General features: G+C 63.4%; 14 protein-coding genes. 3 read left to right on the top strand and 11 right to left on the bottom strand.

Annotation, left to right across the window (positions count from 1 at the left end; all coding sequences use genetic code 11):
- Positions 1–46: 46 nt before the first annotated feature.
- From RO009_00530 to RO009_00545, 4 genes are all read right to left on the bottom strand, one after another.
- Positions 47–718: a TetR/AcrR family transcriptional regulator gene (locus RO009_00530; protein MDT3683514.1), complete on the bottom strand. Its 672-nt coding sequence runs from the start codon at positions 716–718 to the stop codon at positions 47–49.
- Positions 719–768: 50 nt separating this feature from the next.
- Positions 769–2,451 carry a thiamine pyrophosphate-binding protein gene (locus RO009_00535; GenBank protein MDT3683515.1) on the bottom strand — a complete coding sequence of 561 codons (1,683 nt, stop codon included), beginning with the start codon at positions 2,449–2,451 and terminating at the stop codon, positions 769–771.
- A gap of 15 nt (positions 2,452–2,466) precedes the next feature.
- The gene (locus RO009_00540; protein ID MDT3683516.1) at positions 2,467–2,796 is read right to left on the bottom strand and encodes an NIPSNAP family protein; all 330 of its coding nucleotides are present in this window, start codon (positions 2,794–2,796) and stop codon (positions 2,467–2,469) included.
- An 88-nt stretch (positions 2,797–2,884) separates the two neighbouring features.
- A complete protein-coding gene (locus RO009_00545; GenBank protein ID MDT3683517.1) occupies positions 2,885–3,268 on the bottom strand; it encodes a hypothetical protein in 384 nt (127 codons plus the stop codon).
- Positions 3,269–3,336: 68 nt separating this feature from the next.
- Here RO009_00545 and RO009_00550 point away from each other — a divergent pair, with 68 nt between their 5' ends.
- Positions 3,337–4,932, top strand: a complete 1,596-nt coding sequence (locus RO009_00550) for an AAA family ATPase (GenBank protein ID MDT3683518.1) — start codon at positions 3,337–3,339, stop codon at positions 4,930–4,932.
- On the opposite strand, the gene RO009_00555 is transcribed toward RO009_00550, so the two are convergent.
- Together RO009_00555 and RO009_00560 are read right to left on the bottom strand one after the other, a co-directional pair.
- Positions 4,920–5,237 carry an AzlD domain-containing protein gene (locus RO009_00555; GenBank protein ID MDT3683519.1) on the bottom strand — a complete coding sequence of 106 codons (318 nt, stop codon included), beginning with the start codon at positions 5,235–5,237 and terminating at the stop codon, positions 4,920–4,922. The two genes, RO009_00550 and RO009_00555, sit on opposite strands and share 13 nt — an antisense overlap.
- Positions 5,224–5,949: an AzlC family ABC transporter permease gene (locus RO009_00560; protein MDT3683520.1), complete on the bottom strand. Its 726-nt coding sequence runs from the start codon at positions 5,947–5,949 to the stop codon at positions 5,224–5,226. Before RO009_00560 ends, RO009_00555 begins: the two co-directional genes overlap by 14 nt.
- Positions 5,950–6,052: 103 nt before the next feature.
- On the opposite strand from RO009_00560, the gene RO009_00565 reads away from it, so the two are divergent.
- Together RO009_00565 and RO009_00570 are read left to right on the top strand one after the other, a co-directional pair.
- On the top strand, positions 6,053–7,216 hold the full coding sequence (locus RO009_00565) for an MFS transporter (GenBank protein ID MDT3683521.1): 1,164 nt from the start codon (positions 6,053–6,055) through the stop codon (positions 7,214–7,216).
- A gap of 158 nt (positions 7,217–7,374) precedes the next feature.
- Positions 7,375–8,577 (top strand): ABC transporter substrate-binding protein, encoded by a 1,203-nt coding sequence (locus RO009_00570; GenBank protein MDT3683522.1) that lies wholly within the window; start codon positions 7,375–7,377, stop codon positions 8,575–8,577.
- Positions 8,578–8,676: 99 nt separating this feature from the next.
- On the opposite strand, the gene RO009_00575 is transcribed toward RO009_00570, so the two are convergent.
- From RO009_00575 to ybgF, 5 genes are all read right to left on the bottom strand, one after another.
- A complete protein-coding gene (locus RO009_00575; GenBank protein MDT3683523.1) occupies positions 8,677–9,687 on the bottom strand; it encodes a DUF4424 domain-containing protein in 1,011 nt (336 codons plus the stop codon).
- Positions 9,684–10,886, bottom strand: a complete 1,203-nt coding sequence (locus tag RO009_00580; GenBank protein MDT3683524.1) for an NnrS family protein — start codon at positions 10,884–10,886, stop codon at positions 9,684–9,686. Before RO009_00580 ends, RO009_00575 begins: the two co-directional genes overlap by 4 nt.
- Positions 10,887–11,055: 169 nt before the next feature.
- The gene (ftsH, locus tag RO009_00585) at positions 11,056–12,975 is read right to left on the bottom strand and encodes an ATP-dependent zinc metalloprotease FtsH (protein MDT3683525.1); all 1,920 of its coding nucleotides are present in this window, start codon (positions 12,973–12,975) and stop codon (positions 11,056–11,058) included.
- A gap of 151 nt (positions 12,976–13,126) precedes the next feature.
- Positions 13,127–14,221: a tRNA lysidine(34) synthetase TilS gene (gene tilS, locus RO009_00590; protein ID MDT3683526.1), complete on the bottom strand. Its 1,095-nt coding sequence runs from the start codon at positions 14,219–14,221 to the stop codon at positions 13,127–13,129.
- A complete protein-coding gene (gene ybgF, locus RO009_00595) occupies positions 14,208–15,302 on the bottom strand; it encodes a tol-pal system protein YbgF (protein ID MDT3683527.1) in 1,095 nt (364 codons plus the stop codon). Before ybgF ends, tilS begins: the two co-directional genes overlap by 14 nt.
- Positions 15,303–15,314 lie beyond the last annotated feature (12 nt).

Raw genomic sequence — 15,314 nt, forward strand, 5'->3', positions numbered from 1 at the left:
CAGATGCGTGTCGAGCTTGGATCGAGCGGGACCAAAAAATTACACGTCACGCGCCTTCGCCGATCGCCGGCAGCGCGACCTGCACGACAAGGCCGCGGGCGCGCGCGTCGTTGACGCCGAGCGCACGCAACGACAGCAGCGTCAACGTCTGCACCGCTTCACGGGTCTGGGCGGGATTGCCGTCGGCATCAGGCGCCAGCGGCCCAAGCAATCCTTCCAGCAGTGCGCCGACCAGCGCGGAAGACGACAGCGTGACATCCTGTTGCGGAAGATGGCCGGCCTTCATCGCGGCGGCGATGCGCGATTGCAGCTCTTCCGCCAACGCGCTGCGGTAGGCGAGACGCACCCGCTCGATATCGGCGTCGACCGGTTCGGCGATCACGGCCCAGGCCAGGCGACGGTTGCGCAGCGCCCGGACAGCGAATGTCGCGATGGAGGCCGCCAGTGCCGATACCGGCCCGGGCGCGGCCCGGGCGGCGGTGCGGACGGCGGCGATCTCTTCTGCCGAAATGGCGCTGACGACCGCCGAGACCAGTGCGGTCTTGGAGGAGAAATACCGGTAGACCGTGCCGGTCGCGATACCGGCCCGTCTCGCCACGGGGACGATCTGAACCGCCACCATGCCGCCCTCGGCGGCGGCCAGCCGGGCGGCCTCAACAATCCTGGCCCGCCGGGCGGCTTGCCGACGGATCACGTTGTCAGTGCGGCGATAAGGCATGAAAAGAGTGAATCATGATTCACTCTTCAGTGGCAAGTTGCAGCCGCAGGTCAGGAGCGGCCCGACAGGGCCTTCTGGCGGATCGCCCCAAGCGTGGTGGAAGGTGAAATGGCCTCCCCGGCGACCTTCAGGTGGATGATGGCCGGCTGGCCGGAGGCTTTGGCGTCGGCAAACGCCCTGGCGAAGTCAGCAGTCTGCTCCACCGTGGCGCCGAAGCCGCCGAAGGCCCGGGCATAGGCGGCAAAGTCCGGATTCCTCAGCGCCGTGGCCACGACCCGGCCCGGATATTCCCGTTCCTGATGCATGCGGATGGTGCCGTACATGCCATTGTCCACGACCGCGATGATCACCGGCAATTCGTATTGCACGGCGGTCGCAAATTCCTGCCCGTGCATCAGGAAATCGCCGTCGCCGGCGAGGCAGAACACCGTCCGCTCGGGATAAAGCCGCTGGATGCCGATCGCAGCCGGCACGCCGTAGCCCATCGAGCCGGAAGTCGGAGCGATCTGTGTCGCGAACCTGCGGAAGCGATAGAAGCGGTGAATCCAGGCGGAGAAATTACCGGCGCCGTTGCAGACGAAATCCTCAGGCGCAAGTTGTGTGCGCAGCCAGGTCATGATCTCGCCGACATTCACGCCTCCCGGCACTTCGGTCGCCTTTTCGCTGAAGGCGAGATAATCCGCATGCGCCGCCGTCGTGTCGTCGCGCCAGACGATCTCGGTCGGCGCCTGCAAGCCTTCGAGCGCGGCCGCGAAAGCCGTCGGCGCCGCATGAATGGCAAGCGTGGGACGATAGACGCGGCCAAGCTCCTCGATCCCCGGATGCACGTGCACGAAGGTCTGCTTCGGCGTCGGGATTTCGAACAGCGAATAGCTCTGCGAGGGCATCTCGCCCATGCGCCCGCCGACCAGAATGACGAGATCGGCCGCCTTGATGCGCGCCAGCAATTTCGGATTGGGCCCGATGCCGAGATCGCCCGCGTAACAGGGATGCAGCGCATCGAAAAGATGCGCTCTCCGGAACGTCGTCGCCACCGGCATCGCGAAACGCTCGGCGAAACGCATGACCGAGGCGCAGGCTTTCTCCGACCAGCGGCTGCCGCCGAGCAGCATCACCGGCTTCTTCGCCGCCCAGATGATTTTCTGCAGCCGCGACATGTCGGTGAGACCGGGCCAGGTTTCGACCGGCTCAAAAGGCAGCGCATCCGCCACGACCGCACGATCGGTCAGCATGTCTTCCGGCAACGCGATCACCACCGGACCCGGCCGGCCATTCGTCGCTTCATGGAAGGCGCGCGAGACAAGCTCGGGGATGCGCGCGGCATCGTCGATCTCGGTTGCCCATTTCGTCATGGTGCCGAACACGGCACGGTAGTTCAGCTCCTGAAACGCCTCGCGTTCGCGCATGTCGCGCGCCACCTGCCCGACGAAGACGATCATCGGGGTGGAATCCTGCATCGCGATGTGGATGCCGGCCGACGCATTGGTGGCGCCGGGGCCGCGCGTGACAAAGCAGATGCCGGGGCGCCCGGTCGCCTTGCCATGCGCCTCCGCCATCATGGATGCGCCGCCTTCCTGGCGGCACACGGTTATCGCGACGGAGCGGTCGTGGAAGGCGTCGAGCGCGGCGAGATAGCTCTCTCCCGGCACGCAGAACGCATGCTGCACGCCATGCGCAACAAGCTGGTCGACCAGGATTTCACCGCCGGTGCGAGACCCGTCATTAGCGCGCATGGCATTTATCCTCGTTCAGGCGGGCTTCATGACCTGGTCGATATCGGCCGGGACCATCAGCGAGGTCTTCTGGCTAAGCAGATAGCCGGCCTCCGCATTCTTCTGCAGATAGACTTGCCAATCCGGATCCGCCTGCATGGCGGCGCGGCGCGTCGCGCGATCGGCGGCGTCCTTGTACATCCAGATATGCACGATGGTGTTGAGCTCGCCGCTCTCCGCATACATGTAGGCCAGCGGCTTGCCGAGATGCCGCACCTGCGCCTGATACCCATATTTCTGGTATATTTCGATATGGGCTTGCATCTTGCCGGGCTTGATAACGTAGGTGCGGTGGTCGATCAGCACGTTTCCCTCCACTGAAATCGGCCCGCCCAAGCGGGCGCGCCGCAATTCAGCGTCCCGGCGCGGCCGGGTCAAGCGCAATTGCGGAAGATCAGACGCGCTCGACGGTCGCCACCTGAAATGTGTGCATCTCGCCGTCTTCATCCCTGATCGAGACATATTCCCCCGGCTGGAAGGCATGTTCTCCGAAGCGGTAGCCGGCTTCGTCGTCGAACTCGGCGGTGTTGTCGTAATCGAAAATCCAGCGGCCGGTCTTGCCGCCCGGCTTGTGCACCAGCCGGCCCATCTCGTCCTCCTCGCCCTCCCAGAATCTGCGGACCCCGCAATGCTCGCGATGTTCCCGCCACAGGCCGGGGTCGATGTGGCCATTTGCATCCAGCGGCGCCACGAATTCGTATCCGTGCCGCTCGGAGCCGTTCGGAAATTCCTTGGAGCGTGCCAAATTGAGGCGGATGCGCTTGAATTGAGGGGGCAGTGCCGTCACGGCAATCTCCTTGCTGAATATCATATCAGTTTACATGAAACGGAAGCGTTGCAGCCGCGTTGATACGCCTCAACATTCTGGCGACCTTGTTCCGGCATTTTTCCACCATGGTCCAATCCACCGACGCCCAAGGGGACGTACTGGCTTTCCTCGCCGACCCGGCCAGCCATGGCGGGCATCCGGTCACGCGCATCGACACGCACGCGGCGGCGGTGTTTCTGGCCGGCGACCGCGCACTGAAAATCAAGCGCGCGGTACGGTTTCCGTTCCTCGACTATTCCACCCTGGAGAAGCGCAAGACGGCCTGCGAGGCGGAGCTTGCCATCAACCGGCGCACGGCCCCTGAAATCTACCGGCGTGTCGTCGCTATCACAAAAAGGGATGGCGGCGGATTCGAGATCGGCGGCGGTGGCGACGTGATGGAATGGGCGCTGGAGATGCGCCGCTTCGACGAGAGCGCAACGCTCGATCATCTGGCCGCCCGAGGCAGAATCGATCTGCCGCTGGCCGACACACTCGGCCGCGTGATCGCCGGCGCTCACCGGGATGCGCCCATCGCCGATGCCGGCGCCTGGATCGATGCGCTTGGTCAATATGTCGAGCAAAACGACGCGGCATTTTCTGAAATGCGCGATCTGTTTCCCGCCCGCGATGTCGCAATGCTGACCGACGCGAGCCGCGCGGCTCACGCGAAGCTGCAGTCGCTGTTGCGCCGGCGCGGCGAGGAAGGCTTGATCCGCCGGGTGCACGGGGACCTGCATCTCGGCAACATCGTGCTGATCGACGGCAAGCCGGTTCTGTTCGACGCGATCGAGTTCGACCCGGTAGTCGCCTCCGGCGACGTTCTCTACGACCTTGCCTTCGTGCTGATGGATCTCATCGCGCGCGATCTGCACCCTGCGGCCAATGTCTTATTCAACCGCTATCTCATTGAGGCTGCGCGCGATTCGGATTTCGATGCGCTGGCTGGGTTGCCGCTGTTCCTGTCGTTGCGGGCGGCGATCCGCGCCAAGGTGACGGCAGCACGTCTCAATACCGCGACTGCGGAGAAGGCGACGGCCATCCGCGAATCCGCAACGAGTTATTTTACGCTTGCGCGGCACCTGATGGCGCCGCCGTCTCCCCGGCTGATCGCCGTCGGCGGATTATCGGGCACAGGAAAGTCCGTGCTGGCGCGCGCATTGGCTCCCAGCATCGATCCGGCCCCAGGCGCGGTCCTTCTGCGCTCGGACGTCATGCGAAAGCGGATGTTCGGTGTGGCGGAAGCCAATCCGCTGCCGCAGCAGGCCTATGCAGCGGACGTGACGGCGAGGCTTTATGAGTTTCTGGCAGACAATGCTCGCAGGGTCATCGCGGCCGGCCACTCGGCCATTGTCGATGCAGTCTTTGCACGACAGGAAGAGCGCGGTCTGCTCACACATTTGACGCGAACGCACGGCGTTGCCTTCACCGGATTGTTCCTCACAGCCGATCTTGCAACCCGCATCAAGCGCGTGGGCGCCCGCGTCAATGATGCCTCCGATGCCGATGCAGCCGTGGCGCAACGTCAGGAGCAATATGATCTCGGCTTGCTCGACTGGATGCGCATCGATGCGTCCGGCACGCCCGAGCAGACCCTGGCACGGGCCAAAGATGCGCTCTCTCACAAACCGTAAGCACGGCAGGCGCTGGCCACGGCGACGCCGAGTGCGACGGCGATGAATTCGTTGCGCCGGAACAGCATGAATCCGATCACCGTTCCGATGGTCAGGTAACCGGTCAGGCCGCTCTTCACCACCACCGGCAACACCAATGCGATGATGACCGAGCCCGGCAAAGCCTCCAGCATCTTGCGCACGCGCGGCGTGATCGGAACATGACCCATCAGCCAGAAACCGCCAAGCCGCATCGCTTGTGTCGCTACCGACATGGCGCAGATCGCGATAATCGCCGCGTAAGGCAGAACATCATTTGCGGTCATCGATGAAGCCTCCGCTCACCGCGCCGGCCAGCGCGCCGCAGATGATGAACCACCAGCCGGGAACGAGCCGCTCGACAAGCAGCGCCACGGCGCCCGCCACAACCCAGGGAATGGCGCGGCGCGGGCCGGGCCAGATCGGCACCAGCATGGCGACAAAATAGATCGGGATGATGAGATCGAGTCCGAAGCGGCGCGGATCGGCAATCATCGCACCGGCGAGATAACCGAAGGCCGATACCGGCACCCAGACCAGCCAGACCGACAGACTGCTGCCAAGCAGCACGCTGGCATCCGCACCGCCCTGACGACGGTAGCGAATGGCGTTGATCCAGCTCATGTCCGTGGTGATGGTCAGCATCGGATAGACCTGCCAAGCCGGCAGCGGACCGAGCCACGGGCGCAGGGACGCGCTCATCAGCAGCATGCGCATGTTCACCACGGCGGTGACCAAAGCGAGCGTCGCGATGGTTCCCGGCGTGAACTGGCTCGACCAGATTTCCATCGCCACGAGCTGCGATGCGCCCGCAAATACGATGGCGCTCATCAGCACCGCCTCGGCAAAGGACAGGCCCTTTGCCGCCGCCACCGCGCCGAACGCCGCGCCGAATACGGCGGCTCCCGGTAACACCGGAAGGACGAAGCGAACGCCCTGCCACAGACCGGAAAGGCTCCAATACGGCTTGGGGCCGTGATCATCCGTTTCGGATTGCATGGTTGTCATGTCGGGATGAGGGTCGGCAGCCCTAGCAAAGCCATGTCGGGTGAGCAATGTTGTTTCAGCATTCGACCCATTCCCACCCGATTTGCGGCTCTGCATGACATTCGATACGCGGCGCCTCGCGGTCGCTCTGGCCGGCGGCGGTGCCTTCCTCAATCTCTATTCGCCGCAAGCGATCCTGCCGCTGCTGTCTGCCGAATTCGGCGCGAGCGCGGCCGACATCAGCACGATCATGACGGTATCTACGCTCGCCGTGGCGCTGACCGCGCCGTTTACCGGCGCCATCGCCGATGTGTTCGGGCGCAAGCGTCTGATCGGCGCAGCCATGCTCGCGCTTGTGGTTCCGACCGCAATGATCGCGTTCACGCCCAGCCTCGACATGATCATCTTCTGGCGCTTCCTGCAGGGCCTGCTGCTGCCGCCGATCTTCACCGTGATGGTCGCCTATATCGGCGGCGAATGGCCAGCCGACGAAGCGGTCGGCATCACGGGGCTTTATGTGTCGGGCTCGGCGCTTGGCGGCTTCCTCGGCCGTTTCCTCACCGGCGTGCTGGTCGAGCCGATCGGCTGGCGCGGCGCCTTCCTCGCCGATGCCGCGCTGACCGCAATCTGCGCGCTAGGCGTGATCCTGCTGCTACCGCGCGAGAAGAATTTCGTCGGCGCCGGAAATCTCGGCATCTCGCTGCGACAGATGATCGGACATCTCGTGAATCCGCGGCTGCTCGCCATCTTCGCTGTCGGTTTCGGCGTGCTGTTCAATTTCATGGCGGTCTTCACCTTCGTGAACTTTCTGCTTGCCGCGCCTCCGTTCAATCTCTCCCCCGCCGCTCTGGGGGCGATCTTCATCGTGTATCTTTTCGGAACGATTACGACACCGACCACCGGCCACTGGGTGGCCAAGTTCGGGCTGCGCTATTTTGTCATTGGCGTACTGATGGCGTGGATCGTGGGTGTTGCACTGACGCTCGTGCCTTCTCTCGCAGCCATTATTGCCGGACTGGCGGTCGCGGCCGTCTGCGGATTGTTTGTGCAGGCGTCGGCACAGAGTTTCGTCGCCACGTCGGCGAGAAACGGAACATCCTCAGCCATCGGCTTATATGTCACCGCATTCTATATCGGTGGCAGCGCCGGCGTGCTGCTGGCGGGACTGGCCTGGGAAAGAGGCGGCTGGATCGGGGTGGTTTCGCTGGTCGCTGTCATGCTGGCTTTCATGGCCGCGACTGTCGCCCTGGCCTGGCAGCGGGATCGCGCAAGGTCATAGAGCGGGCTCGTCTTCCATCCGCAATTATCACCCCAGCATTGATCAAGATGCATCCAGCGCTTGCTTGCGTCCAGCGCGCCCACCTCTGATAATCCAAACTGCAAACTAAGCGAACCGTGACGATCTCGCGGATCGCCAGATAAATCAGGGAGGTTCTCGTGCGTACTACGTCCTTCGCCGCTCTTCTGTGTGCGGCTTTCGTGCTGCAAATTCCTGCGACAGCACAGGCACAGGATGTCATCCGTATCGGTGTGCTCAATGACCAATCCGGCCCCTATGGCGATTTCGGCGGCAGGACATCGGTCATTGCCGCGCAAATGGCGGTTGAGGATTTCGGCGGCAAAGTGCTCGGCAAGCCCGTCGAAATTGTCGCCGGAGACCATCAGAACAAGCCCGACATTGCCTCCAGCATCGCGCGCCGCTGGTTTGACGTGGACAATGTCAGCGCGGTGACCGAACTCACCAATTCCGCGGTTGCGCTGGCGGTGCAGAAAATTGCCGCCGACAAAGGCAAGGTGACACTGGCCGTCGGTCCCGCCACCACCCGGCTCACCAACGAGGATTGCTCTCCGACCGGATTTCACTGGGCGTTCGACACCTACTCGCAGGCGATCGGCACCGCCCGCGCGGTGGTCGCACAGGGCGGAAAGAGCTGGTTCATTCTGGCCGCCGATTACGCCTTCGGCCATCAGATGGCGACGGATCTCGCCAATGTCGTGAAAGAGAGGGGCGGCACTGTGCTCGGGCAGGTGCGGCATCCCTTGAACACTTCCGATTTTTCTTCATTCCTGCTGCAAGCGACCGCATCCAAAGCGCAGATCGTCGGACTCGCCAATGCCGGCGCCGACACCATCAATTCAGTCAAACAGGCGGCTGAATTTCGTATCTCCGCCGGCGGCCAGAAACTCGCCGGGCTGGTTGTTGTCATCAGCGATGTCCATGCGCTTGGTCTTCCGGTGGCGAATGGGCTCGTTTTCACGACGGCCTTCTATTGGGACATGAATGACGCCACGCGCACCTGGTCGAAGCGGTTCTTCGAGCGCACCGGCCGCATGCCGGGCATGATCCAGGCCGGCACCTATTCCGCTGTCATGCACTATCTCAAGGCTGTCGCCGCCGCAGGCAGCGCCGAGGGTAAAGCCGTCGCGGCAAAGATGCGCGACATCAAGGTGGATGATTTCTTTGCCAAGGGCTTTGTCCGCGAGGACGGCCGCATGGTCCATGACATGTACCTGGTTGAAGTGAAGAAGCCGGAGGAATCCAAGGGTGCTTGGGACTACTACCGGGTTCTGGGAACGATCGCGGCAAATGACGCGGTCCAACCGCTCAGCCAAAGCAAGTGTCCTCTGATCAAGAAGTGAACGGCAGAGCAGTCACCGCCGCTCAACGATTTCTCGCTTCAAGAAGAATGCCCGCCGATCGGCGGGCATTCGCATTGACGGCGCGGCCGAGGCCGGCAGTTATTGCGGATCGAATTTCTTCAGGATCAGGATCGAAAGATTGCCCTCTGGCCGGTAGTCCTTCTTCACCAGCTCGAATTGCGTGGGCGCGATTTTCTTGACGCCTTGACCGCAAAAGCTGACGAGATTGTCCGGATGCCCCTTGTCCACGACCAGACGGAATTCGCCGATCGGGCCTGACCAATTGGCACCAGTCTTGAGGATGTAGTCGATCCGCTCTTCGGTGAACGGCGCGCTGAATTCGCTCTTCGCGGCCTGCCTGGCGCGGGTGACAGCGGTGAGGAATCCCTTGTCGATGCAATATTTGCGTGCGTATTCGGCGAACCAGCCTTCGCGCTCGGCCTCCTTACTGCCAAGGCCGGTTCCGGCGGTTCCCCCGACGCTCGGCTTGTAACGATGCTCAATCAGCGTTTCGGCACCGACCGGAAAGGTCTGCTCCCAATAGAATGTCGTCTGCAGCGCCCAGCGCGCGCTGAGATGCTGCTGCATGCCCTTGCCGATATCGTATTCCTCAATCTCTGCGAGACCGAGACGGATCAGTTCGTCCCATCTGTCACGTGGAAGGCGGTCAAGCGCGTCATTGGTGGTGCCGAGATGCGGCGCCAGCGGCAAGCCAAGGTCTTGTAGGTATTTTGTGCGGTCGATGCCGGCCGCCATCACGCGCTGTTCAACCTGAGTCTTGACCGGGACGCCGTTCACCAAGGTGGAGAAATCGAGTGCATTGATGGGATCTTCGCTTGGCAGCGCGATCACCACTTCCTGCTCGGCCTTGATCTCCGGCATCGGAAAGGCGACCAGCACCTTCACGTCGCGATCGGTCTTGTTGAAAAACCGATAGCTGACCTTCACTTCCCCCGCTGAAATGAAAAGATCCTCGCTGCGCAACTCGACGTGATCGTTGTGCACGAAGATGAGGCCGCTGGTGGCGAGTTGGGCGGTTGAGTCATTCGCGCCTGCCGGTTGGACCGCGACAAGCCACGCTGTTGCCAGCAACGCACACAATCGTCTCATGAGCGTCTTAACCACACAGGCGGACGTCCGATGAGTCGTGGACCGTAGACCGCCGCAAAGCCGCCGAACGCCAGGACCCATGCCGTTGCGGAAATATGCATGAAAACCATGTCGCCTGTGAAGGCCGCGGTGATCCGTGTCACCGCGGCGATGAACACCAGCGCATAGATGACCTGCGTTGCCGGCGAGGCGGCGAGCGCCTGGCCGGTATGGCCGAGGCTCGCCCGCGTCATGACCGCCATGGTCATCATGCCGATGGCGCCGGCCGTCCAGGCATGAATGCCCGCCGAAGCCGGGAGCACAGCCGGCCAGAGAATGGAAGCGCCGATGAGGATAAATCCTGTCGGCACGAAAGCATAAGCCACGTGCAGGACCAGGACCAGCCGGTCCGCCAGCGTCCGATCCCCCGCCCAGCGCACAAAGCGGACGATATGGAGCGCGCCAGCTATTAACAGCAGGCCACCAGCCACCGCGTGCTCGTGCATGATCACCCACGCCGCGAGGGCTACCGCAGAAAAGGCGATGGTGACCATGTCAAGGCGCCCGAAGGGTTGCGGCAGCCGCCCCGGATTTTCGCGCACCAGCCAGTTGCGCGTGAAGCTCGGAATGATGCGCCCGCCCACCAGGCTGATCAGCAGCATCACCGCCGCCAATCCAAGCCGGATGCCGTAATCGGCGGCGCCGTACCAGATCGTCTCAATATGAAAGACGACGTTGCCAAGGATCAGCAGCGCTACGATCGCCAGCACCCGGAGATTGCGCCAGTTCTTGCCGGCGATGATTTCCCGCATGGCAACTGTCGCCAGCGACGCCAGAAATGCCACATCGATCACAGCGGCCGGCACCAAGCCGATGGTCGCGGTCGACAGCATGGCGATCCGCCCGGCGAGCCACAGCGCCGCCAGCGCAGCAAGCGGAGCGCCGCAGACCGGCAAACGGCCGGTCCAATTCGGAATCGCCGTCAGGAGAAAACCGGCGATGACGGCAGCGACATAGCCATAGAGCATTTCGTGAACATGCCAGTGCAGCGGGCTTATGGCGGATGGCAAGGTCAGATCGCCGGTATAGAGCGGGATCCAGAGGATGATCGCCAGAGCCGCCCATACCGCCCCGCCCGTGAAGAACGGGCGGAACCCATAGGAGAATATGGCAGGACCGGCATAGTCACGCCGCCGCGCCAAAGCTGCTGGGATTGCCATCGCAGAACTCCGAATGCTGGAATATAACCATGACGCAACAAAACCAACCACGTATTTGACCTGGATCAGCTACCGTCCATTCGGGCAGTCACGTTTCCTTTCCGCGCGGCGATCTCAAAGTAAACGCCCGCCTTGCGGCGGGCGTTCGAACAATCCGGCGAATAACCGGTCAGGCCTGGGGCTGGGGTTCCATCCCGCCGGCATCCGGCCGCGGACGGGTCTTGCCCGCACTAGGAACCGCCGAGGCGCGCGGCGCGGTCGGCTCGCTGATGCCTTCGCGCACCGGCGCCTTGCCGTCGAGCAGATCTTTGATCTCGTCGCCAGACAGCGTCTCGTATTCCAGAAGTCCTTTTGCCAGCGCCTCCAGGTGTGCGCGCTTTTCGGTCAGGATGCGGCGCGCATCGGCGAGCCCGCCCTCCACCAGACGCTTGACCTCGCTGTCGATCTTCTGCGCCGTCGTCTCCGAGATATTCTGCTGCCGCGACACGGAATGTCCCAGGAACACCTCTTCCTGGTTCTCGCCATAGGCGACGGTGCCGAGCTCGGGTGAGAAGCCCCAACGCGTCACCATCATGCGGGCGAGCCGGGTGGCCTGCTCGATGTCCGATTGCGCGCCGGAGGTTACCTTGTCGTGGCCGAAGATCATTTCTTCGGCGACGCGGCCGCCCATCATAATGGCGAGCCGCGAGATCATCTGCTCATAGCTCATCGAGAGCTTGTCGCGTTCCGGCAATTGCATGACCATGCCCAACGCGCGGCCGCGCGGGATGATGGTCGCCTTGTGCACCGGATCGGTGGCCTTGACGTTGAGCGCGACGATGGCGTGGCCACCCTCGTGATAGGCGGTGAGAAGCTTCTCCTCCTCCGTCATCACCAGCGACTTGCGCTCGGCGCCCATCATCACCTTGTCCTTGGCGTCCTCGAACTCGTGTTGCGTCACCATGCGCTTGTTGCGCCGGGCCGCCATCAGCGCCGCCTCGTTGACGAGGTTCATCAGGTCCGCGCCGGAGAAACCGGGCGTGCCGCGCGCGATGGTTTTCAGATTCACGTCCGGCGCCAGAGGCACCTTCCGTACATGCACCTTCAAAATCTGCTCGCGGCCGACCACGTCCGGATTCGGCACGATGACCTGACGGTCGAAACGGCCGGGGCGCAGCAAAGCGGGATCGAGCACGTCAGGACGGTTGGTCGCAGCGATCAGGATGATGCCTTCATTGGCCTCGAAGCCGTCCATCTCGACCAGCAACTGGTTGAGGGTCTGCTCGCGCTCGTCATTGCCGCCGCCGAGACCGGCGCCGCGATGACGGCCGACCGCGTCGATTTCGTCGATGAAGATGATGCAGGGCGCGTTCTTTTTCGCCTGCTCGAACATGTCGCGCACACGCGACGCACCGACGCCAACGAACATTTCAACAAAATCGGAGCCCGAAATGGTGAAGAACGGCACGTTGGCTTCGCCCGCGACCGCGCGCGCGATCAGCGTCTTGCCGGTGCCGGGAGGGCCGACCAGCAGCACGCCGCGCGGAATACGTCCGCCGAGGCGCTGGAACTTGGAAGGATCGCGCAGGAATTCGACGATCTCCTGCAAATCCATTTTCGCTTCGTCGACGCCAGCGACATCTTCAAACGTCACGCGGCCATGCGCTTCGGTCAGCAGCTTGGCGCGTGACTTGCCGAAGCCCATCGCCTTGCCGGCACCGCCTTGCATCTGGCGCGAGAGGAAAATCCACACGCCGATCAGCGCGATGAAAGGCAGCCACGAGACAAGCAGCGATACGAACCACGGCACCTGCTCCTGCGGCGAGCGCGCGGTGATCTGCACGCCCTTGCCATACATGCGCTGGACCAGATTGGGATCGTTTGGCGCGTAGGTGTTGAAGGGGCGGCCGTCGGTGAAAGTGCCGTGAATCTCCTGCCCCTGGATCAGAACGTCGCGCACCCGCCCCTGATCGACCTCAGTGAGCAACTGCGAGAAAGAGATGTCCTGTGTCGACTGGCGCTGGCTGGGGCTCTGGAACAACGTGAAAAGGGCAAGCAGCAACAGAACAATGATCACCCAGAGGGCGAAGTTGCGGAGATTGGTGTTCATCCGAAGTCCTTATTCTGTCGCCGGATTCTGTCGCCGGAGCCGCGGCGGGCGTTAAAAGAAGCGGCACGTCGCTCAAGTCAATGCCCCGAAGGCATGAATGTAGGACCGGCCCTGCCCGATGCCAAGGGAAGCCCTGTAAACTCGGTGTTTTTCATTCTAACGGCGGGGATGCCCCCTCGTCTTTGGCACTTTTGCGCGTGGTTAAGGCCGAAATTCGGCGGCCGGCGCCGCCACGCCGGGGGGGTGCCCGCTCCACCGAGAGCCGGTTGCCCTTCAGGGTCACGACAGCGCCGGCCAGGGTGCGGCGAATCGTCGGCCTGGCTCCGCCATCTGGCTGCAGTTCGGCGAACAGCCGCTCCAGCTTTCCCAGTTCGACCGGCCCCTCGTCGCCGACCTGTGTGACGACGCGACCGAGGAGCCGCAGGGCAATTTCGTCGGGCAAATGGGAAAATTCCGCGGCACTGAACTCGATCTTCCGACCATCGGCGGAAGGGGACCAGGCGAGAGCGTCCGCCGCCTGCGAGACGGCCGCCTGCAGGGCCGCTTCCGATCGTCTGATCCGCCGCGCCAGCAGCACAAGCCGCTCCGGCGTCAGTCCCTCGGCCGCCAGATGCGGCATCAACGAGCGGACCCGGGCGCGCGTGAAACGCGGATCGCGATTGGAGGGATCGTCGGCATAGACGACGCCGAGCCTCCCAAGTGTCGCGATCAGCCGCGCCTTGGGTATGTCCAGCAGCGGCCGCAGGATGTGGACCCCAAACATCTCATTGTCGCGCGCCATTGCAGTAAGACCCGACAAACCGCTGCCCCGGGCGAGCCGGATCAGAACCGTCTCGGCCTGATCGTCGAACGTATGCGCGGTCAAAACGTATTTTGCGCCCGCCTTAGCGGCTTCGCCGGCAAGCAAACAGTAACGCGCGGTGCGCGCCGCCTCCTGCAATCCTGTTTTCGGTTTGGGTCCGGTCCAGCGCAAAGTCCTGTGGGTGACACCCAATTCACGGGCATGCCGTTTGACGGCATTCGCCTCTCTGGCCGATTCCGCACGCAGGCCATGATCGACCGTCACCGCGATCAGAACCGGCCCGCGCCTGAGAGATTTACGCCAGCGTGCCGCCAGTGCCAGCAGCGCCATGGAATCCGGGCCGCCTGAGACGGCCAGGACGAGGACAGGTTCGGACGACAGATCGGCGAACAGCGCCTTCGCTTCCCTTGCCGAAACTGGCAGAGGGATGTCAGCAGCCGACACGCTTCTGTTCCCGTTCCACGCCCTGCTTCACGCCGAGCGAGGCGCGCGGATATTTGCGGCCAATCTCACCGAAGGTGGCACAGGCGGCATCTTTCTCACGCAGGGCGGCGAGCGATTGTCCGAGCCGCAGCAGGGAGTCCGGCGCTTTCGCCGACGTCTCGTATTTGGTCGACACCTGCAAGAATGACTCGGCGGCGGCGCGATAGCGCTGGCGCTGGAACAGGCTCTCACCCAGCCAATATTGCACATCGGGCGTCAGCCGATCGCCGGGATAGCGCTTGAGGAAATCACGAAACGTGTCTTCGGCTGCCGCATAATCCTTGCGCTGGATATAGCCGTAGCCGAGATCGTAAAAATCTTTCGGGGTTTGCGCCGGCGGAGAGATCGAGGCCAGCGCGCCGGTGGCACTGGGATTGCGCGCGGGTGGCGGCGGCAAGCCCTGATCGCCGGCGGCATGACCTGACCCGGCGGCATGACCTGACAATGTCGAGATATCGAGCGGCGCCCCGGCCTCCCGCCCGCCGCGCGCACCGATCGGTTCGTCGGCGGCGATGTCTGGCACCAATGGCGCCGATGGCTGACCGGGCGGGAGTGATCCCAGCGCCCGCGGCGCTCCCGGCGCATTAGGATCCACGCGCGGATCGTAGACGTCGCCGCGCTGGTTCGCGGCGCCCTGGCGAGGCGACGGCGCAACATTCGGCTGGGCGTAAGTCGGATTGCTGCCCGGTTCGATATCGGAACGGCGGCCGGGCATCGTCTGCGGCTGTTGCTGAAATTGCGGTTGCGGCATGCTTGGCGGTTGCGCCTGCGGACGGGTCGGCTGCGGCACGCCACCACCCTGCATGGCGCGCAACTGCTGCTCCAGTTGCTGGTTGCGGTGCTGCAACTGCTCGACCTGACCGGTGAGCTGGCGCATCTGGTGTTCGATGGCTTCCAGCCGCATCGCGGCATCCGAAGCGGACATCTGGGCCTGCGCCGGAGCTGCGGCATGAGCGGCGAGCAGAAGCAGAATCAGGGCAGCAAAAGAGAGCGGATATCGCATGGCCTCGGCCGATGACATGATGCTGGTGAAGGGCCTCATATCATAGGCCGC

This window comes from Pseudorhodoplanes sp., assembly GCA_032027085.1.
Taxonomy (GTDB): domain Bacteria; phylum Pseudomonadota; class Alphaproteobacteria; order Rhizobiales; family Xanthobacteraceae; genus Pseudorhodoplanes.

Excerpts from the sequence above, each read along its gene's own strand:
- RO009_00530 (MDT3683514.1), bottom strand. The coding sequence starts at position 718 with ATGCCTTATCGCCGCACTGACAACGTGATCCGTCGGCAAGCCGCCCGG.
- RO009_00535 (MDT3683515.1), bottom strand. The coding sequence starts at position 2,451 with ATGCGCGCTAATGACGGGTCTCGCACCGGCGGTGAAATCCTGGTCGAC.
- RO009_00555 (MDT3683519.1), bottom strand. The coding sequence starts at position 5,237 with ATGACCGCAAATGATGTTCTGCCTTACGCGGCGATTATCGCGATCTGC.
- RO009_00560 (MDT3683520.1), bottom strand. The coding sequence starts at position 5,949 with ATGCAATCCGAAACGGATGATCACGGCCCCAAGCCGTATTGGAGCCTT.
- RO009_00565 (MDT3683521.1), top strand. The coding sequence starts at position 6,053 with ATGACATTCGATACGCGGCGCCTCGCGGTCGCTCTGGCCGGCGGCGGT.
- RO009_00575 (MDT3683523.1), bottom strand. The coding sequence starts at position 9,687 with ATGAGACGATTGTGTGCGTTGCTGGCAACAGCGTGGCTTGTCGCGGTC.
- RO009_00580 (MDT3683524.1), bottom strand. The coding sequence starts at position 10,886 with ATGGCAATCCCAGCAGCTTTGGCGCGGCGGCGTGACTATGCCGGTCCT.
- ftsH (MDT3683525.1), bottom strand. The coding sequence starts at position 12,975 with ATGAACACCAATCTCCGCAACTTCGCCCTCTGGGTGATCATTGTTCTG.
- ybgF (MDT3683527.1), bottom strand. The coding sequence starts at position 15,302 with ATGAGGCCCTTCACCAGCATCATGTCATCGGCCGAGGCCATGCGATAT.